Raw genomic sequence first — 22,002 nt, forward strand, 5'->3', positions numbered from 1 at the left:
GACCCGTGTTCGTGGATGAACAGCCAGTACATCCCGCTGCTGGAACGTCACGCCGTCCGGCGTTGGCGGCCCGCTATCCGTTGGCATCGACGAGCTCGCTCCAGAACCGGATCCTGCGCGCTCCTCCGCTGACGGCGTCGACGCGAGGCGGTCGGCGAAACTCGCGGCGCAGGTAGGTCGCGAGATCGTCGCCGTAGTAAATGATGTCGGTCTGGTAGACCGAGAAGACGGGGTTTCCGGCGAGCGCCGGCTCCGCTGGAATGTAGCGGTGGCCCGCGACTGGAATCAGGCGGGGCGCCTCTGCGACCGCGGTCCTAGCGATCTGTAACGCTTCTGGTAGCTCTGAAGGACGAGCGCCCCACGCATCCAACCAGAACACGTTGTGCTCGATGTCGAACGCGATGCCTTCGAAGGGCCAGTCGAGCCGCCGACGAACCTCCGTCGAGTCTGGCTCCCGCCAGTCGGGAAAGCGCTCGCCCACCGGGAGCCCTTCCGAGAGAAAGGAGCACAGATCAGGCGGAAACCTGGCGCCGATGACGGACTCGGCTCGGTCGATCTCGGGTTCCGTCAGACCGGGGGCAATCGTGACACCCGCGTCGATCAAGATCTGGTGCTCCGCTCGCCAATCCATCCGGCTCTCCCGTTCGCTCGATGATCCAGTTCATCCATGGCGCGTGCGCAGGCCTGGTTCGCTTGGCATAGCACGCGTCGGCTGCGTTGCCTTGCTCGGCGGCGTGTGTCGTCATGGGTCGATGAGCAGCCGCCTGGCAATCCTCTCGTCAACGGCGTAGGGCCTCTCGCGAGGCAGCGACTTCGCCGCGCTGTCCGCGTGGCCGGCCTGAATCTGCTGGTACATCTTCCGGACCAGGGGAGTTCGATCCTCGATGGCGACGACCCAGCTCTCTGCGTACTCGCGAATGAGATCGCGGCCGACGCCGACCTGGATGCTGTAGCAAGGCAGCGGGCCGCCTCGCAGGTTCCGCTCGGTATCCCATTGAATGTGGACCTTGGCTTCGGCAAACGCCTTGCTCCACTCGTCCGGCGAGCGAAACACCGTCGCTTCCGGCGAGGTGAGGACGGCGAGGGAGAGCGCCTGCTCCCAGCCTGTCCGCCGGATGCGGACGGCGAGGATCCGCTCCTGCCCGGCCTTGCGCCCCCAGTTGCTGCGGTGCATGAGCCAGAGAAACGACGGCTTGATCCATGTCATGCGACCGAACGAGAACGGGGCGACGAAGCGCTGGGCAGCGAGCGCCGGCTCGGCGATGGCCGGCGCGTAGGCCTGGTACATGACGATGGTCTCCGCGTCGTAGTCCGCTCGGATCTCGTGAAGCTTCGGCATGCGGTCCACTCTTCGCGATCGGTAGGATCTGACGGGAGGCTACCCCCGAAGACGGCGCTCAGGCGAAGGACTTGATGAGCGTCGCCTGCGAGTAGACGGCCACGAGGCCCGCGCGCTCCAGGTTGCGCTGCGAGGTGCTCCCCGCCTCGGCCACCGAGTAGGCGAGGTCGCACCCCGCGTCGCGGGCGTACGGGAGGCGGGCGTCGATGAGGGCGCGCTGCACGCCCCGGCCGCGGTGAGCCGCGAGCGTGCCGCCCGCGAACAGGAGGGCGACTCGCTCGTGCACGTAGACCGCGCCGACGCCGGCGACGGCGCCGGCGGCTGACGATGCCAGGAAGTACGCCGCCCCGGGCACGTGGAAGCCCGCCTCGAAGATGTCGGCCCGATCGGACGGAGGCTCACCCGGTGCGGCGAAGGCGGAGAGCGAGGCCGCGACCCACGTCGAGGCCTCCTCGCGCTCGGCGCGCCGCACGACCACGCCGCCGTGCGCGGCCGGCTCAGGCGCGTGGACGTCGACGGCGGGGGCGAGGTGGCGCACGAGCACGGTGTCGAGCGAGTCCAGGCGGAAGCCGCGCTCCCCCAGCCGCGCGAGCAGCGAAGGGTGGGCAAAGGGAGAGACCAGGATGCGCGCGGCGGTGCCTCGCGAGGCGAAGAAGTCCTCGAGGGCCTCGACGTCGCGCGCCTCGACCGGGCCGCTCAACCCGAGGCCGACAGCGCGCGAGAGCCGGGCGTGCGGCGCCACGAACGCGGCGCGACCGCCGGCGATGGCGGCGACGGCGGCGCGCCGCGCCGGGACCCGCGCGGCGACCTCGCGCGCAAGCGCCTCGATTTTCGCGGCCTCGGTGGCCTCGAGCCGGGCGGACAGGGCCTGATCGACGAAGACGGGTCGGGGCGTCATGTGGGAAGAATAGCGCCGGAGACGGCGGCGCGGACGCTCACTGCGGCCCGGCGGTTCGGCGGCATCGTGCTGGTTCGCCCGAACAGGACCTCGACGACCTCGATCGAGCGCTCCGCGTCAGAGGTGTACGTTCAGCGCTCTGGATGCGTGCGCTGTGCCCAGTTGACCGCGTATGCCTGGGCATCCTCCACGTTCAAAGGCACAGCAGTCCAGGCGCCGACGGCACCGCCAACCTCGAACTCCAGCTGGTCTTCAGCGTCCTCGCGGCGCTCGTGCCATGTGTCGCCAGCGAAGATGCCGTCCCGTGAGAAGCGGTAGAGGAACGCTGAACCGTCGTTGAGGACCTCCATCAAGACGACTTCAGCCGGTGGCATCGGGTGACCTGCGCCTCCGAGCGTGCCCATGGTGTGGCGAGCGCCTGGCTCACCCCGCAGGGGACCCACGTGCGCAACCAGGCGAAGCTTGGACATAGAGCGAACCCTCGGAGCCGCCGAACATCCTAGATCACCCCCCACGCTCCAGGTAACCATGTTCTGGACGCTGCCCGTGCGGTTCGGTCGTGTGAGCCGGCTGCTCAGCCGCGCCGCGCCGCCGCGCCGTCGACCACCGCCGGCACGGACTCCCGCATCACCTCGATGAAGCGACGCAGCCGGGCCGGATAGAAGCGGGCATGAGGATAGACCAGGTGGACCGGCAGCGGATCCGCCTGCCACGACGGCGCGAGGTGCAGCAGCCGCCGCTGCGCCAGGTCGTCGGTCAGAAGCCAGGACGAGGCCACGCAGACGCCCAGCCCCATCAGCGCGGCGCTGCGCAGGGCATACAGGCTGTCGGTGCTCATGCGCGGGCGGATCGCGAGCTCGACCCGCTCGCCGCCCGACGCGTGGGTCAGCGTGATCGTGTCGCGGTAGTAGGTGCGCAACGCCAGCCAGGGCATGTCGGCCAGATCCGATGGATGAGCCGGCCGCGCGGCCCGGCCCAGCACCGAGGGCGCGGCGGCCACGATGCGCGGCACCTCGGTCAGGCGGATCGCCACGACGTCCGGATCGGCGACCGCGCCGACAAGGATCGCGCAGTCGATGCCGTCGGCGATGAAGTTCGGCTGCCTGTCGTGCAGCAGCCACTCGACCGAGACGCGCGGGTAGCGGCGCAGGTAGTCGGCCAGCGGCTTGACCAGCTGGTGCTGCCCGAACGCGTGCGGCACGACCACGCGGAGCGTCCCGTCGGGCTGGTCGCGGTCGCCTCGCATGTCCGACGCGAACGCCTCCAGGCTGGCCAGCAGCGCCTTGGCGCGCTCGAAGCACCGTTCGCCGTCCTCGGTCAGCTTCATCGTGTGCGTGGAGCGCTGCAGCAACGGCAGGCCCAGCGAGCGCTCCAGCGCCTGCAAGCGCCGGCTCACGGTGGGCTGCGTCGTCCCCAGCAGGGTGGCAGCCGCCGACAGGCTGCCGGCCTCGACGATCTTCACGAAGGTGTGCAGCAAGCCGATGTCGTCCAGCGACGAGGGCGAGGGAGGTGCCGGCCTGGTCATACGCCGAAGGTATAACCATCGTGCGCTCCATGCCACTACAGCGCTGGAGCGATGCTTCCCAACCTCGGTGTACCATGCACGCCATTCAGTTGACGCATACACCCCCCGCCACCCAGCCGCTGCCCGCCGCGTCCGCGCCGCCCCTGCCCGCCGCCCTGGTGCTGCTGCTGGCCACCGGCGCGGGCCTGGCCGTCGCCTCGATCTACTACAGCCAGCCCATGCTCGGCGTGCTGGGGGCCGAGATCGGCGCCTCGGACCGCGCGCTCGGCCTCGTGCCCACGCTCACGCAGCTGGGCTATGCGCTGGGCATCCTGCTGCTCGCGCCGCTCGGCGACCGCTACGACCGGCGGCGCATCATCCTGGCCAAGGCTGCCCTGCTGGCGGCCGCGCTGCTGCTCGGCGGCGCCGCGCACGCGATCGGCACGCTGCTGGTCGCCAGCCTGGTCACCGGCCTGGCCGCGACCCTGGCGCAGGACATCGTGCCCGCCGCCGCGACGCTGGCCCCGGAGGCGCATCGGGGCAAGGTGGTCGGCACCGTGATGACCGGCCTCTTGCTGGGCATCCTGCTGTCCCGCGTGATCAGCGGCTTCGTGGCGGAGAATTTCGGCTGGCGCGCGGTGTTCTTCGCCGCCGCGGCCAGCATCGCCCTGCTCGGCGCGGCGATGTGGCGCAGCCTGCCGCGCTTCGAGCCGACCACGCAGCTGAGCTACGCCGCGCTGCTCGGCTCCCTGGCCGCGCTGTGGAAGCGCCACGGCGCCCTGCGCCGCGCGACGCTGGCCCAGGGGCTGCTGTCGGTGGGGTTCAGCGCGTTCTGGTCCACGCTCGCCGTGATGCTGCACGGCGCGCCGTTCCACCTCGGCAGCGCGGTGGCGGGCGCCTTCGGCCTGGCCGGGGCGGCCGGCGCGGTGGCGGCGCCCCTGGCCGGCCGCATCGCCGACCGCAGCGGGCCCGAACGGGTGACGCGCATGGGCGCCGCCCTTTCGTTCGTGGCCTTCGCCGCCATGGCGCTGTCACCCATGCTGTCGGCGCATGGACGGCTGTGGCTGCTCGGCGCCAGCGCCGTCGCCTTCGACCTCGGCATCCAGGCCGCGCTGGTGGCGCATCAGACCATCGTTTATGGCATCGAGCCCGGCGCGCGCAGCCGTGTCAATGCCGTGCTCGTCGTCGGCATGTTCGTCGGTATGGCCTCCGGCGCCGCGCTGGGCAGCGTGCTCTTCGCACGGTGGGGCTGGCTGGCGGTGACGGCCCTCGCCTCGTCGGCGGCGGCCAGCGCGCTCCTCGTCCGACTCTGGCCGGCGACGCGCCCGTCTCCGAGCGCGTGACGGCTCACGACAGTCGACGTGCTCCTCTCCTTCAGCCCTGCTTTTGCCAGCGTGAACCGCGCGACGTCCCCTTCTGTACCTCGACAATGGCGAGCGCCACGTGGTGATCGCTCAGCGCGCCGCCGACGAACGCGTGATAGTGGCTGTGGCTCGCGAGCTCAGGGTGGGCCGCGAGCATCCGGTCGTCCTCCGAAATGTCATTGGTAGAGAAGTGTTGGCCGGCGCTTGCCACGACCTGCCTCAGAACGCTCACCTGAATCGACTTTCGGCTCATCGCTGCCTCCAGATCCTGATCGTCGCGATCGCGCCGGTGCGCGCCTTCACTGCGCCGGCGTCGGTCGAGAGCTCGAACCGCGAGGGTCACGTGGTTGATGTCCCCGATCGCCATGGCTCCGGCAGCATAGGCGACGACGGGCCCGTGCGGGAGTGCTCGATCTCTCGGAGCACCCGGTCGACGGACAGGTGCGGGGAGGGCGAGCGCCGAGCCCCGGCGCGGCCTCGCCCCTTCACAGAGCGTCGCGCCGCCGGCAGACGCCCGGACGCAATGAGATTCATGCATTTTTACATTATTTCACACGATAGTTTTCGAAATTAAACCACGAGAGTTCTCCTCGCACGTGGAGCCATGTCGCCGAGGGTGGGTGGTGCGCCAGGTGCATGAGGATCCGTTCTGAAGTCCGGAAGAACCCTACTGGCGCAGGGGTCGAAAAGCGACTATGCAATGCGCCGTCATCGGTCGTCCGGCGATGGAGAGATGATTTTGCACTGCTGAGCTTGACAAGGCTCCTTTGTTTGCCAATAGCGTTCGTCACACCGAGAGCGACCGCCCGCCGCGCCGCTACGAGCGGGCGGCGTGCGTCGTCAGGTGTGAGCCCCGGCATCACCGCCGAATCACGGCATCGCGCATGCGCATCGGGTCATCCCCAGCGCTTGCCAGGCCATGAATCCGGACGCTAGATCGGTTCGAGTGTCAGCAGATCGTCGTGACGCACGGGGTGGTTCGTCGCCCTGCCGAACGAGGCGCGACGATCGGACGCTTCATCACCAACTTGGGTAAGAACCATGCACAACTTCAGCTTCCAGAGCAGATGGAACACGTGGATGGCCGCTGCAGCGCTGGCGCTGCTGCCGGCATGCAGCGACGGCTCGACGGAGCCGATCGGCGCATCGCAGGCCGCGCTGCAGGGCGCGAACGGGATCAGCGCGGATCGCGTGATGGATTCGCAGTGGGGTCAGGGGTACTGCGCGCACATCGTCGTGAGCAACCAGCACCCGAGCGCCACGACGGGGACGTGGAGCGTCGCGCTCGACGTCGGCCCGGGCGCCATCTTCTCGTCCTGGGATGGCACGTTCAGCGGGAGCACGGGTCAGATCACGGTCACGCCTCAAGGCAGCAATGCGGCGATCCCCCCGTCGGAGAGCCGCCAGTTCGGGTTCTGCGCCAGCATCCCGAGCCAGGGGATCGAGCCGGTCGTGCTGTCGGTCAGCAGCGACCTGCCGCCGATGGGCAGCGGCGTGGCGATCGCGGAGTACAAGCTCCCGGCCGCGATCGACGCGATGGTCAGCCCTGACTACGCGACCGAGCTCTGGGCATCCTTCTACCGCCCGGCGAGCCTCGAGGCCGGCAGGCAGTATCCGCTGCTCGTGTTCATGCACGGGAACCACCCGACGTGTGGCACGGGCGTGAATCCTCGTACGGACAACAACAACCAGTATGCCACGACGGGGACGTGCCCGGCGAACTATGTCGTCGTCCCCAACCATCGCGGCTACGACTACATGGCCGAGGACCTCGCCGCGCGCGGCTATTTCGTGGTGTCCATCAACACGAACCGGGGTATCCATGCCGCGTCGGGCTCGCCCAGCGACGAGTTCGTCATCGGGCCACGCGGACGCCTGCTGCTCCGCCACCTGGAGCGGCTGAGCCGCTGGGACAGCGGCGCCGAGCCGACGCCCCCGGAGCTCGGCGTGGATCTGCTCGATCGCATCGATTTCGATCAGGTGGGCCTGCTGGGGCACTCGCGCGGCGGCGAGGCCGTGCGGTTCGCCTACAACGAGTACCGCCGGAGCGGCAGCCCCTGGCCTGGGCTGATAGAGAGCCCGGTGAGCATCCGCGGGATCTTCGAGATCGGTCCGACCGATCAGGGCCAGAACGGCCAGCGCCTGAACGCTGACCAGACGGCCTGGAACGTGATCCTGCCGGCCTGCGACTGGGACCTGAGCGATCTGCCCGGGATGCGCCCGTTCGATCGCATGATGAGCATCGCCGAGCCGGAGCCCCTCTCCAAGTCCTTCTATCATGTGTGGGGCGCCAATCACAATTACTACAACAGCGAGTGGCAGATCGCGGACGGGAACAGCGGCGGGATCCAGGGCTGCATCGACCATGAGGAGCTCTTCGATCCGCTGGAGTACGGCTCGCCGGCGCAGCGCGAGACGGGTCGCCTGGCGGCCGTTCAGTTCTTCACCGCCAACGTGGGCGCGGATCGCGACGAGGCCGCGAACACCCTGTTCGACCCCGCCTTCCCCTTTCCGGACGTCCCGTACCGCGTCCGCCGCGGCTACCATCCGGGCGGAGACGCCGCCGACAGCCTGCTGCTCGAGGATTTCATCAATCCGACCGGCACGAGCTCGTACGGCCTGCCGAACACCACCGGCGGCACTCTCTCGGTGGAGCACACGGCCCTGAGCGGGCACGACCCTTCGCTCTCGGGCGCCTGGATCCACGACGTGGCCGCGGGCAGCGCGACGTTCTTCCAGTCGAACTGGTCCGCCGCCGGCACGGGCTTCGATCTCACGGGGTACGACACCCTCGATCTTCGCGCCGACCGCGGCTGGGGCTCCGACCCGACCGAGGCGTCGTTCCTTGTGGAGCTCGTGAACGCCGACGATACCCGGTCGAGCGCCGTCGCCATCGATGAGTTCCTGGAGCTCGGCCCACCGCCGCGCGCCGGCACAACGCTGCCGACCGCGCGCATTCCGCTGTCCTCGTTCAGCGGCGCCACGCTCGCGTCGGTGCGCGGGGTTCGTCTGACCTTCACCACCCCGCTCAACGGAAACAGCCTGTACCTGGCGAACATCCGCGCGACCCGTGCCACCACCGAGGCCCTGGCGGCTTCGGGGCAGCTCGCCTCCGTCGCGTCGAGCGCGGCGCCGCCCAGCGCCCGTGCGCGCGCCGCCGGCGCGACCCTCCCCGAGCAGCGGCGGATCACGGCGGGCAATGCCATCCAGAGCGTGAGGCGCAGCGGGTCCGACGCCGTCGAGCTCACGCTCACCAGCGCCGAGTTCTTCGACCTCCGCGCCACCAACCTGGTGCTCACCGTCGGCGCCGAGCGAAGCACCGCGGCTCGCCATCCGGACGGCGATCTCCACACCGTTCAATTCCTGCTCCCGCGCGCCGCCTTCGACCGCCTCGGCGCGCAGGAGCCGGTGAGGGTCGACTACGGTCCTGGCTCCTCCGTGGCCTGGGACTTCGGGCACCTCGACAAGACGGCGCTCGCTCCCTGAGCCGACGACGGCGCGCCCTGGCCTGCATCGAGGACCAGCCGGGGCGCGCCGCCTGCCTCGCAGCGAGAAGCCGTCGGCGCCGCATTCGATCGAGAGACAGCTCCGGCGTCGATGCGGTCGTTTCAGCGCGCCGCTATTTGGGCTGCCGATCGGTGATCGGTCTGAACCACGCGCTCTCGGCCGTCCTTCGATTCGAGCACCACATCGATGCGATCCAGAGAGATGTACATCGCCTGGGTTCCTGGTCGGCTTGAACGAACGGCCAGGCGCCGCGTCGGGCGGCGTCTGGGACCAAGCGGGAAACATCATGCCGGAGGCGCTCCCTGGTTCATTGACATCAACGACCTGGATTGACCTCCTCGATGAAGTAGGCGGTCTCTGCGAAATCGTCGTCTACATCGAGAAAGCTCCCCGCGTCGGCCATCGATGGTCCGACGTTCGTCTCCAGCCACTTCTTCACGTCGCCAGCGCCGGCGTCTTCGAACAGCAGATCGGACGCTTTTGACGGCCTGAAGCAGCTGTCCGGCAGGTAGATGACCATGCTCGCTCGGACCACCGTTGAGAATAGCCGAAGGGACTCTCGCAGACCCTGTCGCACGTCACGCTCGTGAAGAAATGACGACCATCGCGCCAGATGCGTGAATTCGATCAACCTCTTGTGGACAGTGGCATGGAACCCGTCTGGGCCATCCATCCACACGTAGCCCTCGTTGAATAGCTCGTCGGCGGCGTTCGAGCTGAGCCCGCTCAGCTTCCATCCCCAGGACGCTCGTCCAGCCCGGACCCACTCCTGCACCCATGGACGGAGCGCGGGCGGTAGTGCCCAAGCAGCGTTGAGCGCGCGTGGCAGTTCATACAGCTCATCCCAGGATAGGCCATGGTCGACGATGGCGGTGAAGTCTACGCCCATGTTGTGACTCCATTGCTCGGCAATACAGCGTGCTCGCTCCAGCTGACGCTCTGCGGTGCCGCCGCCGCTCGAAGCGCGGCCGGCAGCACGGCTTGTTAGCCGACCCCGCCAGAAGTGGGAAGCGGAGTTGCCTCGGTGCGTCGCTCGGAAGACCGAAGAACTGTGCGTGGCAGCTATCGAACCGAACGACGGCGACGGGCCCTCCATCCGTGGTGGCATCGATCACGCGCGCCCAGGTGCCATCCCAGCCCGACGGTATGTTCTGGAGGTAGTACGCCAGCACGACGGTCGAACGGTCGCTCAGGACGAGCGGGTGCGGCGCGCCCGTCGAGGACTGGGGCACACCTGTGAGCTTGCTCGCGCGGTCTCGCTCGTCAAGAGTCGCGGCGAGATCTGCTGCCAGGGTCATGCGGCTGTCAGCCTCCGTTCGAGTAATCGGGGAGCTCGATCTTGTCGGCCGCGGAGGAGCCGAACCACCCCTCGCGGCGTTGCAACAGGGGAGTGGAAGCGAGCCAGAGGACCCGGTGGAGGAGCGAAACGCCGAGCCTTGACTTCGGGTGCGCGATCCAGGGGACGCCTGGCGGGAGCTTCTGGGCCAGGTCGACATAGGGGCGCATGAGCTTTTCATAGGCCGCGAAGGCGTCTCGATGGCTGGCGTGCCGCGACAGCTCTCCCGCGAGCACGTAAGCGCCGACGAGAGAGAGGCTCGCGCCCATCCCGCTGACCGGCGACGGGCAGTACGCAGCGTCACCCACGAGCGCGGCGCGACCGTGTGACCAGCGTGGCGCCATGACCTGGCTGACCGCGTCGAAATAGACGTCCTCGGAGCCTGCCAGCGCCGCGAGCACCCGCGGCGATTCCCAGCCGGCGTCGGCATAGACGTGCGCGATGACCGCCTTCTGCTCCGCGACGCTCAGCCTTTCATAGCCGCGTGGGGGCGACAGGAACCAGAGCGACGCCCGGGTGGTACCCGTATTGTCTGGACGCAGGAGTATCGATCGCCCGCGGGGGGCGTGGTACCAGCGCGCCCAGGCGCTGTCGGATGCTCCGCGGGGAATCGTGAAGTAGCTGGCATACAGGTCGAGCGGGCGAATCCTCGGCTCATCCCCGACGATGAGCGTACGGGTTCGCGAGCGGATGCCATCGGCAGCGACCACGAGGTCGAACTCCCGCGCCGGGCCATGCTCGAAGGAGACAGTCACCCCGTCGCCGTGGTCCCGGAGGCCCGTGATCTGGTCGCCAAAAACATACTCCGTCGTGTCTCGGGTGCGGTCGTAGAGGATCCTGGCGAGGTCACCGCGGAGGATCTCGAGCTCCTTGGTAAACCCACCGGTGTCCGAGGTCTCCGCGGGGAACTCGGCCCTGGTCACGTCGTGTTCGTCGACGAAGCGGAGTCCCTGCTCTCCCGTCGTGGCGGCTCGGATGTCACCTTCGAGCCCCATGCGGCGCACGACCTCCCGCGCCGCGCCCTGGACATCGATGTTCTGCCCGCCGAGCCTGAGTGCGTCGGCGCGCTCCACGACGACGGGTCGGAATCCGTAGCGCGCAAGCCAGAAGGCGAGCGCGGGACCGGCGATGCTCGCACCCGAGATCAGGACCGTCCGATGTTCCACCGGTGGAGTGTCACCGGGCGGGGGCAGGAGTCAACCCCGTCCGGTCCGACCCGATCCTTACCGCGGCTGGATCATCGCCGGGCTGTCGCGTCGCGGTCCGCTTGGCGGGCCTCGAGCCCTCGGGTATCCTCGGGGCGTCGTGCGGGCGCCGGCCTGGCGGTGCGTTCGGCCGCCGCTTCGTCTATCCTGGTCGCCATGATCAAGCGCAGCGGGAGCAGCCGAGTCGCGCCGGCGGACGACGTGTTCGCCGCGAGGAAGCGCAAGCCGGTACCGCACGAGTTCGTGCTCGATGCGCTCGCCCCGCTCGGGCCCGAGACGCGGCCGATGTTCGGCTGCCTGGCGGTCTATGTGGAGGACAAGATCGTCCTCATCCTGCGCGACAAGCCCGCGCCCGCGCAGGACAACGGCGTCTGGCTCGCCACGACGGAGGAGCACCACGCGGCCCTGCGCCCTGAGTTTCCGAGCATGAGGAGCATCGAGGTGCTCGGGAGCGGGGTGACAGGCTGGCAGGTGCTCCCGGCGGAGGCGCCCGATTTCGAGGAAGCCGCGCTGCGGGCCTGCGCGCTCATCGAGGCGGGCGATCCGCGCATCGGGAAGGTGCCGGGAGAGCGGCGGAAGCGGGGCGAGGCGCCGGCGAAGAGGGCGGCGGCGAAGAAGGCGCCGGTGAAGAAGGCACCGGCGAAGAAGGCGGGGAAGAAGGCGCCGGCGAAGAAGGCGGGGAAGGCGACCGCGAAGAGGGGATCTTGAGCGTCCGCGGCCCGAGTTCCTTCGCCAGGTAGCTGTCGATCATCATCGCGCATCATCGCGAGCCGCGAGCGGCCGTGCCCATGGCGATGGCTGGGCGATCCCCTTTATTCGATCATCTTCTGTGCCGCGAGCAGGCTCTTCGTGAGGCCGCCTCCGCACAGCACGAGCTCCCGGATCGCGTCGTCGAGGTGCCGATCGTCCACCACGATCTCCTGCCCCTCTTCGGCGGCGAAGACCGCCGCCTTGCGAAGCAACTCGCGGATGAAGGCGCCGCTCGCTCCCTCGGTGCGCGCAATCCACCGGGGCAGATCGACCCCCTTGAGCGTCAGCCCGCGTCCGTAGAGCTCGAACATCCTGCGGCGGCCTTCGCCATCTGGCAGCGGCACCTCGATGGCGAGATCGACGCGGCCGGGTCGAGATGCGAGCGCAGGCTCCAGGATATCCGGACGGTTCGTGGTCAGGAGGAACAGGACGTCAGCGTCTTCCCCGAGGCCATCCATCTCGTTCAGGAGCTCGAAGAGCACCCCATTGCACGACTGGTCCGGCCGCGTGCGATCTTCCGCGACGAGATCCACGTCCTCGAGCACCACGGTGGCGGGTTGGAGGAAGCGCGCCATGGCGCACGATTGCCGGATGAGGCCCTGGGAACGGCCCGTCAGCAAGATGACCGTCCGCCCCTCCATGCGGCTCGCGAGATACATGGCTGTCAGCGTCTTCCCGGTTCCCGGAGGCCCGTGCAGCAGAACGCCGCGCTTCAGGTGCCGGCCCGCGGAGAGGAGGGAGCGCGCGTGCTCTGAAATGCGAATCGTACAGCGCTCGATGCGCTGGAGCAGATCTCCCGGCAGGATGAGGTCCCCCTCTCCGACCTCTCGCAATGGACGGAAGCTCACCCCGATGGTGCTGCGGTCCACCTGGTCGAGCGACACCACCTTGCCGCGGTAGACGTTGCGTTCGAGCATCGTCCGGCGGAGCATTGCGAGGAAGCGCTCTCCCGCTTCGCGCTCCGGCGCCATGACGCTCACCGTGAGGCCGCCGTCCCATGGTCTTTCGCTGCCGCTGACGAGCACGGCGAGGCGTTCGGGGGTGTGTACGAGGAGAAGGCCGCATCGCAGGCATGAGACCTTCTGGCCTGCATCGAGATCGACGGTCTTGTATTCGACGGGGCCGAGGGTGGGACCTCCCTCGAACAGGCCCGACTCCGTCGCCGTGGCGAGCTGCCCGAGCCGAATGCTGTCGTAGGAGTTGCGTCCAGTGAGCCCGAGGAGCGCGTGCGATCGTCCCCCCTCTCCCAGCATCGCGTCGAGCGCGACCTGGACGTTCGGACGGTCGTACTCCGGAAAGCTCGCCTCCACGATGGGGAGCGCTGCAGGGTCCAGCGCGAAGTGATCGCGAAGCTTCTTTCTTAGGACGGATTCGTCCTTGCTGACGCGCTCGTGGGCCAGCTCGATGAGCTTCCGGAGGACGTTCATGCCGAATGACATGACCGCATGCTACGTCATGCCGTCGGGCGTTGAAAGGCCGAGGCGGAAATGGGGCGAGGCGCCGCGAAGCGGGCGGCGGCGAGGAAGGCGCCGGCGGAGAAAGGCGGAAGGCGCCGGCGACGAGGGCCGGGAACGCGACGGCGAAGAGGAAACCTTGGCGTCGCGATGAAGCTCCGGGTCAGCGCTGCTCGCGCGGCGCAGTAACCCTCGCCCACACCGCGAGGATCATCGCCTGTTCCATGGTGCTCGGCGGGGGATAACCCCTCGGGGGCTCGGCCGGCAAGGGCACAGGGGCCTTTGCCCTGCGCCATGCCGCGTCGTGGCGCGCCGAGGACCCGGCCGCGGGGCCGCGGCGCGCGACCTCGTAATCGACCGCGGCCACCGCCTCTTCGAGCGTGGAGAAGCGCTCGACCAGCTTGCCATCCAGCAGGACGTGCCACCGCTTTCCCCGACCGCCGCGGGCGAGGACGACGACCTCGCTGATCGCGCCGGGCTTCCTCTCGTAATGGAGCGCGAGGCCGAAGCGGCCGAGAGAGGCCCACGCATTGCGCGAGATGGCCATCACCTCGGGGTCGACGCGGAGGCTCAGCGGATCGAAGTGCGCGGCGCGCTCCTGGATCTCGCGCAGCGTGATGCGGCCCGCCTCGACCTCGAACCCGGGGTAGTCGAAGGTCACCTGCCGAAAGAAGCGGCTCGCCTCCGAAGCGTCCCTGCCCTCGAGATCGAGGTCGCGGGGCATGCCGAAGAGCGAGGGCAGCGTGCACAGCTGGAGCGAGGAGAGGTCGACGAAATCGAGGATGAGGCAATCCTTCTTGCCTGGATGGAGGCGCGTGCCGCGCCCGACGCACTGGGCATAGAGCCCATCCGAGCGGGTGGGGCGGGCCATCGCGATGCAAGAGACGCCAGGGTCGTCGAAGCCCTCGGTGAGGACAGCGACGTTGGTGAGGACCTGGACGCGCTCTTCCCGGAAATCGGCGAGGATCCGGCCGCGGAGGTCGGAGGGCATGTCGCCGTGGACATAGGCGGCTCGGACGCCGAGGTGGTTGAGCGCCTTCGAGAGGTTCCTGGCGTGCGCGACCGTGACGCAGAAGGCGATGGTGCGGCGGTCGCGGGCGAGCTCTTGAATGGATCGGGCGACGAGCGCGTTGCGCTCCTCGAGGTCCACCGCCTCCTCGAGCTCGTCCGTGGCGAAGTCGAGGCCGCCGGCGTCGAGGGGGGAGAGGTCGGTGGCGGTGGCGACGCGGTAGCCGGTGAGGGGGGCGAGGTAGCCGTCCGCGATCATCTCGGTGAGGGAGCGGCTGTAGACGATCGCCTCGAAGACATCGTCGAGCCCTTTGCCGTCGCCGCGGGCCGTCGTGGCGGTGAACCCGAGCAGGGTGCCTGTCCACGCGGGGTCGAAGGCGCCGAGCTGGCGGAGGACGCGGCGGTTGTCGTCGGCGGGGGCGTGGTGGCATTCGTCGTAGATCACGAGGCCGATATCGCGGCTGCGGGTGACCTGCTCGAGCCGCTTCTCGTGGAGGGAGCGTATGGAACAGACGATCACGCGAGCGTCCGCCGGGGCGCGGAGCTCGCCCTGCTCGACGGCGACCGTGGCCTGTCCGGCGAGGGCGCGCTCGATCTTGTCCTTGGCCTGGAAGAGGAGCTCTTCGCGGTGGGCGAGGACGAGGACCTGCCGCCTGGCGAGGCGGGCGAGATGGGAGAAGATGACCGTCTTGCCAGCGCCGGTGGGGAGGCACACGACCATGCGCCGGACGCCGCGCCTGCGGGCCGCGAGGACGGCGTCGACGGCGGCGCGCTGGTAAGGGCGAAGGGCGGGCGCGCCGGGGCTCATCGGTGCTGAGGCGGTGGTGGTGGTGGTCGTCATGAGCGCTCGCGCGGGCGTCGCGCACCATAGCCCGGAACCCCTGTCCGTGCTCTTCGGCGATCGGCAGCTCCCGCACGCCATGCAACGAGGGAACCTCCTCTCGACGCGGCGCCCCCGAGGAGCCCCGCGGCCGGGCCGATTGGAATTGACATCGACCATGTGAGCGAACACATTTCACGAACGGTTTCCTTTGTCCTCGCCCTGGATGTGTCGTCATGCGCATCGAGACCTTCGTCGGCTGTGAGTCGACAGCACTGCTAGCCTCGGCCCTGTGCGGCCTTGTCGTCGCTTGCTCCGAGCCCGCGGGACCCGGAGCGGCCGGAGCGGGAGAGGGGAGCAGCGGAGCCGGCGCTGGCGCCAGCGACAGCGGGGCGACGGGCGGCAGCGGGGGCCAGGCGGGCTCGAGCGGAGGGGCCGGCGTCGGGGCGGGCCAGACGGGGGCGGGTGGGCACGGGTCGGGCGGAGCAGCAGGCGGTCCCGATCTCAGCGCCGAGATCTACGACCGCGCCAACCTGCCGCGCTTCGACATCGATCTGCCCCCGGAGTCGGTTCAAGCCCTGCAGCAGGTGTCGGGCCCGGACGATCCGCTCCAGGACGAGTACGTCTCGGCCACGCTGCGCTACGGGGCGGTCACGGTTCCGAACATCGGGCTGCGCATCAAGGGCGAAGGCAGCTTCCGCGGCCTCGACGAGAAGGCGCCGTTCAAGCTCAAGTTCGACGAGTTCGTGAACGACCAGACCTTCCTCGGCCTCGAGCGCATGACGCTCAACAACATGGTCGAAGATCCGTCTTTCCTCGCGGAGCGCCTGGCGTACGACCTCTTCCGGCACGCCGGCTTGCCCGCCCCGCGCTGCAACAGCGCGCTCGTGTACGTCAACGGTGAGTTCTACGGCGTGTATGCGAACGTCGAAGCCGAGGACACGACCTTTCTCTCGCGCTGGTTCGCGAGCAACGATGGAAACCTGTACGAAGAAGGGCAGGTCGACTTCGTGCCGGGCGCCGAAGCGGAGTTCGATCTCGAGACCAATGAGACCGCGAACGACCGCACGGACCTCGCTGCGCTGATCGCCGCCGTGGACACGGCGAAGCGCGCGACGTTCCTCGAGGACATCGGCGGCTCGCTCGACACCGATCACTTCCTGCGCTTCACCGCGGCCGAGGCCGCGGTGAACCAGTGGGACATGTACGCCTACACGGTCTTTTATCCGAACAACTTTCGTATCTACAACGACCCCGCCTCCGGGAAGTTCGTCTTCTTGCCGTGGGGGATGGACCTCTCGATGAAGCCCTTCCGCGACTCGGGCAAGCCCCACATCGCCCTGTTCGAGCTCGCGCGCCAGGGGGACCTCGCGAACGGCGCGATCTCGACGGGGCTCATCTTCCGGCGCTGCCTGGAGAGCCCTGGCTGCGTGACCGCCTATCGCGGCGCGGTGGAGAGCATCATCGAGGCGTACGAGAGCGCCGACCTCGAAGGGCTCGCCAACAGCTACTACGAGCAGATCAGCGAGCAGGTCGCCGCCGACCCGCGCAAGGAATACTCCCAGAGAGAGTTCGAGCGGGGCTTCCAGAGCTTGCTCGACACCATCCGCGAGCGCCCGGACGCGCTGCGCGCGGATCTGGCCAGGTAACGCCGCCGGAGCGGGCGGCTTCGCGCCGCGCCGGGTCGACTGCGATGGCGCGGTTGGCCCCTCAGCGGTGGTCGCGGCGCCGCCGCGCGCGGCTCGCGAGGGACAGCGCGAGCCCGATCGCGGGCAGCGCCCAGCCGGACGAGGCGCCGCTGCCCGCGCTGACCGAGCAGCCGCCGCTGTCGTGTTCGGCATCCGGGTCCTCCGGAGAGGTACCGCCACCGCCCGCCCCGGAGCCCCCCGAGCCGCCGGCGCCCTCGCAGGAGCTCACGTCATCGTTAGCGCAGAGGCTGCCACGCTCCGCGCAGAATGCCTCCCTCGCGCTGCACCAGGCCTCCTCGAAGCCCTCGGGCGGAGAAGCGCACGCCTCGATGGTCTCGCCGATGCGCGCCGCGTCGGACGGGAAGACGCCCGTCGCGCCCGCGTCGCCGTGCGCAACACAGGTGCGCTCCTTCTCGACCGTCGTGCCGTCGACGAGGCTCTTGTACGTGAGCTGATAGCAGTACTCCGTGGCCGCGACGTCGTACGTCGCGGTCAGGGCCCCTCCCCAGGCCGTCTGCTTGCCGAGCTCCTCCCCGTCTGGGCTCGAGAAGGTGACGACTTGCACGTACTGGCCCACGCCGTGGTCCACTCCCCCGCTCGCATCGAGCAAGACGGTGACGTAACGCTCCACTTCCTCCGCCACGCAGCTCTTTTCCCCACCGCAGCTCCCCGGGCCCCAATCGAGGGTGCAGCAGCTCGCCTCGCCGTGCCAGCGCTCCCCCAGGAGGACGCTGGCCTGGACGGGGACGGCGCCGACGTCCATGTCGATGGCCGCGCTGGCCTGGGTCTCCTGGAACGCGGCGCTGAGGTTCGGCCCCTCGACGGTGACCTGGTAGATGTGGCCGTCGACGAGCAGGGCCGCGGGGCGAAAGGCGAGCACGCTTTCGCCCGCGCGGACAGGCACGTCGGCGACCTCCTCCTGGGTTCCGGTGAGGACCTCACCCGTGTCCGTGTCCTTCACCACGAGCACGGGCGCGCTCTCCGGACAGCTGGAGTAGCAGACGATCCGGGCCACGATGACCCCATCGATCGGCACGGCGCGCGGGACCAACGACGCATAGGGCCCGTCCAGCGGAGGCGAGCAGGCAGAGCTCGGACGGGAGATACCGAGAGCGCTCACGCCTCCCATGGCGGCGAGGATCAACGCGGTGAAGCGAGCACAAGGCATCGAAGTTCCTCCTCGAGCGACCCGACGCCGGTCAGCTCGGCGCGGGCGTCTGCACACGCCATGCCGACCGCGACTCGCCCGACCGCCGCGAGGTTCTCGTCGACTCCCGCGCGCGCCGTGCACGGCCGTGGTGCCAGACTGTGCCGGCAGCCCGGTGTCACCTCGACCACTGGGAGGTCGACTGCGACGGTACGCCTGGACCGGTCAGCGGCGGTCGCGACGCCGCCGCGCGCGGCTCGCGAGGGACAGCGCGAGCCCGATCGCTGGCAGCACCCAGCCGGACGAGGCGCCGCGGCCCGCGCTGCCCGCGCCGACCGAGCAGCCGACGCTGACGTGATCGCCATCCGGGTCCTCCGGAGAGTCACCGCCACCACCCGCCCCGGACCCGCCCGAGCCACCGGCACCCGTATCGGGGGCCTCGCAGGAGCTCACGTCGTTGTCGGCGCAGAGGTGGGGGGCCTCTTCGCAGAACGCCGCCCTCGCGCTGCACCAGGCCTCCTCGAAGCCCTGGGGCGGAGTAGAGCACGCCGCGATGTTCGCGGCGATCTGCGCCGGGTCGGCCGGGAAGACGGCCGTCTCGCCCGCGTCGCCGTGCGGAACGCAGGTGCGCTCCTTCTCGACGGTCGTGCCGTCGATGAGGCTCTTGTACGTGACCTGGTAGCAGTACTCCGTGGCCGCGACGTCGTACGTCTGGCTCGGGGACTCATTCCAGACCGTTTTCTTGCCGAGCTCCTCCCCGTCCGGGCTCGAGAAGGTGACGACTTGCACGTACTGGCTCTCGCCGGCGTCGACTCCCCCGCTCGCAGTGAGGAAGACGGTGACGTAACGCTCCATTTCCTCCGCCACGCAGCGCTCTTCCGGACCGCAGCTCCCCGGGAGCTGATCGACGGTGCAGCAGCTCATCTTGCCGTGCCAGCGCTCTTGCACGATGACGTGGCTCTGGACGGGGATGGCGCCCACGTCCATGTCGACAGCGGTGCTGGCGTAGATCTCCGAGATGCCGGCGCTGAGGTCCTGACCCTCGAGCGCGATCTGGTAGGTGTGGCCGTCGACGAGCGGGGCCGCGGGGCGAAAGGCGAGCACGCTCTCGCTCTCGCGCTCGCCGACGGCGACGTCGGCGACCTCCTCCTGGGTGCCGCTGATGGCCTCGCCCGTGTCCTTGTCCTTCACCAGAAGCACGGGTGCGCTCTCCGGACAGTTGGAGTAGCAGCTGGCCCGGGCCACGATGACCCCGTCGAGCGGCACGACGCCAAACACCCCGGACAAATAGCGCCCGTCCGGCACAGGCGTGCAGGCAGAGCTCGGACGGGAGATACCGAGAGCGCCCAGGCCTCCCATGACGGCGAGAGTCAACGCGGTGAAACGAGAATAAGGCATCGAAGTTCCTCCTCGAGCGACCCGACGCGGGTCAGCTCCGCGCGGGCATTTGCAGAGACCGCGCCGGTATGCAGATGCCGTGCCGACCGCGACTCGCCCGAGCACCGCGAGGTCCTTGTGGGGCCCAGCGCGTGTCGCGCATGATCGTGGTGTCAACCTGTGGCGGCCGCCCTGTGTCACCTCGACCATTGGGAGAAGAGATATCCATAGAATTGCTTGAGATCCACATGGTCGAGCGCCTGCACCGGGCGACCGCACGTTCCCGTGCACGTTGAGCGCGCCGGGGATCTGCCTGGCGGCGAGGAGGAGAATTTCAATGCAAGGGCGCAAAGACGCAAGGGCGCAAGAAGGCATGAAAATGGTTCTCCGCTGCCAATGCAGGTGCTACGTCCCCACGATGGCCGGGGCCCATGACGGCCTGCTGCGTCCCGACCCCTGTGCGCTGGCAGCGACGTCGCGGTCGGACAGCCACCTGGCGCCGCGCTCCGGCGGCGCACGACAGTGCCCGCGCGCGGGTGCTAGCGTGGGACCATGCGCGAGCGCCTCGACGGGATCATCGCCAAGCTGACCGCCGTTCGCGAGCGGGGGCTCTCGTGCTTCGGCAGCGCCGCGCATCACTTCGAGCTGCGGCCGCCGGCCGCCGACGCCGAGGTGGCTGTTTTCGAGGCCGCGCGGCGGGTGCGGTTGCCCGAGGACTACCGTGCGTTTCTCCTGCACGCGGGGCACGGCGGGGCCGGGCCGTTCTACGGGCTCATGACGCTCGCCAGATGGGACGACGCGCGGTACGAGGCGCTCGACGACCTCGACGCCGAGTGTCCGCTGCACCCCGACACGCTGCCTCCGGGCGAGGGCTGGCTCGAGGCGCTCTTGCCCGGCGAGGAGGAGGCGATGGACCGCGCGCTGCGGGGCACGCTGAGCCTCGGCTCGCAGGGCTGCAGCTACTACACGCAGCTCGTGGTCACCGGGCCTGCGCGCGGGCGGGTCGTGTACATCGACCTCGACGGCGGGCGCCCGTACTTCCCGGAGAACGCGGGCTTCCTCGACTGGTACGAGCGGTGGCTCGACGAGCTCCTGGCCGGGTGCAAGATCCATTGGTTTGGCACCAGCATGCCGGGCTTTGAGCCCGAGCTGGCCGATGCGCTGCGCCGGGGCGAGCGCATCGCGGATGCGCTGGCGGCAATGAGGCGACTACCGCGGATCGGCGAGGGCACGCTCGATCTGGTGATCGCGCGGCTCGATCACCCCGATGCTCGCGTCCGGGAGCGGGCGCTCCAGGTGCTCGGGGACTTCGACGGCGATGCGGGGGCGCGGGCACGGCCGTTCTTGCGCGATCCCGAGCCGGGTCCGCGCCGGGCGGCCCTGGATTGCGTGTGCAAGGGCGATGCGGCGCGCTGGGCCGCCGATGCCCGCGCCATGCTCGACGACGCCGACGGCTCGATCGCAGCGGCGGCCCTCAGCGCCCTGGATGACGCGAAGGTGATGACGCTGGCCGATCTCCTGCCGCGCCTGGGCGATGCGCGGCAGGGCGTGGCGGCGGATGCGGGCCGGCGCCTCGCGGCGATGGCCGGCCGGGGCGTGTCGCCGGCCGACGCCGCGGTGTTCGCCGCCGCCGCGACGGCGATGCTCGACCACGCCGAGCCGCGCGTGGCGATGCACGGCCTGCAGGTGCTCGCGCACGTGGACGCGCCCGAGCTCGTGGAGCGGCTGCGGGCGTTCGCGCTCGGCGAGGAGCCCTCTCACCGGCTGAGCGCGTGCCGGGCGCTCGTGCGGCAGGATCGCGCCGCGGGCATCGGCGCGCTGACCGAGCTGACGCGGCACGCCGATCCGTTCGTGCGCCAGGACGCCGCGCGCACGCTGGGTGAGCTCGGCGACGCGCGGGTGCGGCCGGCGCTCGAGCGGCTGCTCGAGGACGAGACCAAGCCGTTCGAGCGCACCGCGACCGGCACCCGCACCAACATTTACCGCGTGTGCGACACGGCCCGGATGGCGCTCGAGGCGATCGAGCGCCGCGCCAAGGCGTAGCGATCGCGGCTTCGTGGCGCGAAGCGGCCGGGGAGGCTCAGCCCGGGTGCTGCTGCAGGCGGTGCAGGTGGTGCTCCTCGCCGTTCAAGGTCAGCACCGCCATGAACCCGTCACGCGCGAGCTCCTTCTCGATCCTGAGCTCGTGTGTTCCCTGGGGGACGGAGGTGTCGACGATGCGCGCGACCTCCGGCTCCAGGGCGCCGCCGGGGTAGCTGTAGATGTCGAGGCGCAGCGTGCAGGCGCGCTCGATCGTCGCGCGGGCGACGAAGGTGTCATTGGCCTCCGTCACCGAGAAGGCGCTCCCGAGCTCGCCCTCGACGGAAGATCTCCTGAGCGCCCAGGCGATCTGCTGGCTGGCGATCGGGGCGTACACGTCCAGCACCATCACGTCCTTGTTCTGCTCCTTGAAGCGCGCGTGGAGGCGCGCCCGGGTGGCGGCGTCCACGCCGCCGCCGAGCGTGATGAGGTCGAAGTCGCCGGCGTGGAACTCCGCGTCCGGCGACGCGCTCAACGTGCCGACAGCCGAGTGCCCCTGCTTGTTCAGCGCTGCCACGCTCCGCTC

Annotated in this window: 18 protein-coding genes; 5 read left to right on the forward strand and 13 right to left on the reverse strand. The window is 69.6% G+C overall.

Going from position 1 to position 22,002, the window contains the following annotated elements; genetic code table 11:
- Positions 1 to 73 precede the first annotated feature (73 nt).
- The 5 genes from WME82_RS48475 to WME82_RS48495 all read right to left on the reverse strand — a co-directional run bounded on the left by WME82_RS48475 (position 74) and on the right by WME82_RS48495 (position 3,864).
- Entirely contained in the window at positions 74 to 604 is a 531-nt protein-coding gene (locus WME82_RS48475) for a hypothetical protein (RefSeq protein WP_437743203.1), read from the reverse strand.
- Between the two features lie 138 nt (positions 605 to 742).
- Positions 743 to 1,339 carry a DUF4291 domain-containing protein gene (locus WME82_RS48480; RefSeq protein ID WP_437714254.1) on the reverse strand — a complete coding sequence of 199 codons (597 nt, stop codon included), beginning with the start codon at positions 1,337 to 1,339 and terminating at the stop codon, positions 743 to 745.
- Between the two features lie 58 nt (positions 1,340 to 1,397).
- Positions 1,398 to 2,237, reverse strand: coding sequence for an N-acetyltransferase (locus WME82_RS48485; RefSeq protein WP_438040873.1), 840 nt, complete (start codon positions 2,235 to 2,237; stop codon positions 1,398 to 1,400).
- A gap of 131 nt (positions 2,238 to 2,368) precedes the next feature.
- On the reverse strand, positions 2,369 to 2,641 hold the full coding sequence (locus tag WME82_RS48490) for a hypothetical protein (RefSeq protein WP_438040874.1): 273 nt from the start codon (positions 2,639 to 2,641) through the stop codon (positions 2,369 to 2,371).
- 170 nt (positions 2,642 to 2,811) lie between these two features.
- Complete coding sequence (locus WME82_RS48495; RefSeq protein ID WP_438040875.1) at positions 2,812 to 3,864, reverse strand: LysR family transcriptional regulator; 1,053 nt, start codon at positions 3,862 to 3,864, stop codon at positions 2,812 to 2,814.
- On the opposite strand from WME82_RS48495, the gene WME82_RS48500 reads away from it, so the two are divergent.
- Positions 3,837 to 5,084 (forward strand): MFS transporter, encoded by a 1,248-nt coding sequence (locus WME82_RS48500; RefSeq protein WP_438040876.1) that lies wholly within the window; start codon positions 3,837 to 3,839, stop codon positions 5,082 to 5,084. The two genes, WME82_RS48495 and WME82_RS48500, sit on opposite strands and share 28 nt — an antisense overlap.
- Positions 5,085 to 5,115: 31 nt before the next feature.
- On the opposite strand, the gene WME82_RS48505 is transcribed toward WME82_RS48500, so the two are convergent.
- Positions 5,116 to 5,472 (reverse strand): hypothetical protein, encoded by a 357-nt coding sequence (locus WME82_RS48505; RefSeq protein ID WP_437743210.1) that lies wholly within the window; start codon positions 5,470 to 5,472, stop codon positions 5,116 to 5,118.
- A 674-nt stretch (positions 5,473 to 6,146) separates the two neighbouring features.
- Here WME82_RS48505 and WME82_RS48510 point away from each other — a divergent pair.
- Positions 6,147 to 8,591: a cellulose binding domain-containing protein gene (locus tag WME82_RS48510; RefSeq protein ID WP_438040877.1), complete on the forward strand. Its 2,445-nt coding sequence runs from the start codon at positions 6,147 to 6,149 to the stop codon at positions 8,589 to 8,591.
- A gap of 337 nt (positions 8,592 to 8,928) precedes the next feature.
- Here WME82_RS48510 and WME82_RS48515 read toward each other — a convergent pair whose 3' ends face one another.
- Entirely contained in the window at positions 8,929 to 9,501 is a 573-nt protein-coding gene (locus WME82_RS48515; protein ID WP_438040878.1) for a hypothetical protein, read from the reverse strand.
- 416 nt (positions 9,502 to 9,917) lie between these two features.
- Complete coding sequence (locus tag WME82_RS48520) at positions 9,918 to 11,114, reverse strand: FAD-dependent monooxygenase (protein WP_438040879.1); 1,197 nt, start codon at positions 11,112 to 11,114, stop codon at positions 9,918 to 9,920.
- Positions 11,115 to 11,309: 195 nt separating this feature from the next.
- Between WME82_RS48520 and WME82_RS48525 the strand changes: the two genes are divergently transcribed.
- A complete protein-coding gene (locus WME82_RS48525; RefSeq protein WP_438040880.1) occupies positions 11,310 to 11,861 on the forward strand; it encodes a hypothetical protein in 552 nt (183 codons plus the stop codon).
- A 104-nt stretch (positions 11,862 to 11,965) separates the two neighbouring features.
- On the opposite strand, the gene WME82_RS48530 is transcribed toward WME82_RS48525, so the two are convergent.
- Together WME82_RS48530 and WME82_RS48535 are read right to left on the reverse strand one after the other, a co-directional pair.
- Complete coding sequence (locus WME82_RS48530) at positions 11,966 to 13,342, reverse strand: AAA family ATPase (protein WP_438040881.1); 1,377 nt, start codon at positions 13,340 to 13,342, stop codon at positions 11,966 to 11,968.
- 178 nt (positions 13,343 to 13,520) lie between these two features.
- Positions 13,521 to 15,206: a DEAD/DEAH box helicase gene (locus WME82_RS48535; RefSeq protein ID WP_438040882.1), complete on the reverse strand. Its 1,686-nt coding sequence runs from the start codon at positions 15,204 to 15,206 to the stop codon at positions 13,521 to 13,523.
- Positions 15,207 to 15,421: 215 nt separating this feature from the next.
- On the opposite strand from WME82_RS48535, the gene WME82_RS48540 reads away from it, so the two are divergent.
- Positions 15,422 to 16,834: a CotH kinase family protein gene (locus WME82_RS48540; RefSeq protein WP_438040883.1), complete on the forward strand. Its 1,413-nt coding sequence runs from the start codon at positions 15,422 to 15,424 to the stop codon at positions 16,832 to 16,834.
- Positions 16,835 to 16,895: 61 nt separating this feature from the next.
- Here WME82_RS48540 and WME82_RS48545 read toward each other — a convergent pair whose 3' ends face one another.
- Both WME82_RS48545 and WME82_RS48550 read right to left on the reverse strand, forming a co-directional pair.
- Positions 16,896 to 18,041, reverse strand: coding sequence for a hypothetical protein (locus WME82_RS48545; RefSeq protein ID WP_438040884.1), 1,146 nt, complete (start codon positions 18,039 to 18,041; stop codon positions 16,896 to 16,898).
- A gap of 204 nt (positions 18,042 to 18,245) precedes the next feature.
- Entirely contained in the window at positions 18,246 to 19,307 is a 1,062-nt protein-coding gene (locus WME82_RS48550) for a hypothetical protein (RefSeq protein WP_438040885.1), read from the reverse strand.
- Positions 19,308 to 19,949: 642 nt separating this feature from the next.
- On the opposite strand from WME82_RS48550, the gene WME82_RS48555 reads away from it, so the two are divergent.
- Positions 19,950 to 21,440 carry a HEAT repeat domain-containing protein gene (locus WME82_RS48555; RefSeq protein WP_438040886.1) on the forward strand — a complete coding sequence of 497 codons (1,491 nt, stop codon included), beginning with the start codon at positions 19,950 to 19,952 and terminating at the stop codon, positions 21,438 to 21,440.
- 37 nt (positions 21,441 to 21,477) lie between these two features.
- Here WME82_RS48555 and WME82_RS48560 read toward each other — a convergent pair whose 3' ends face one another.
- Entirely contained in the window at positions 21,478 to 21,993 is a 516-nt protein-coding gene (locus WME82_RS48560; protein WP_438040887.1) for a hypothetical protein, read from the reverse strand.
- Positions 21,994 to 22,002 lie beyond the last annotated feature (9 nt).

This window comes from Sorangium sp. So ce128 (assembly GCF_051525245.1).
Classification (GTDB): domain Bacteria; phylum Myxococcota_A; class Polyangia; order Polyangiales; family Polyangiaceae; genus Sorangium; species Sorangium cellulosum_B.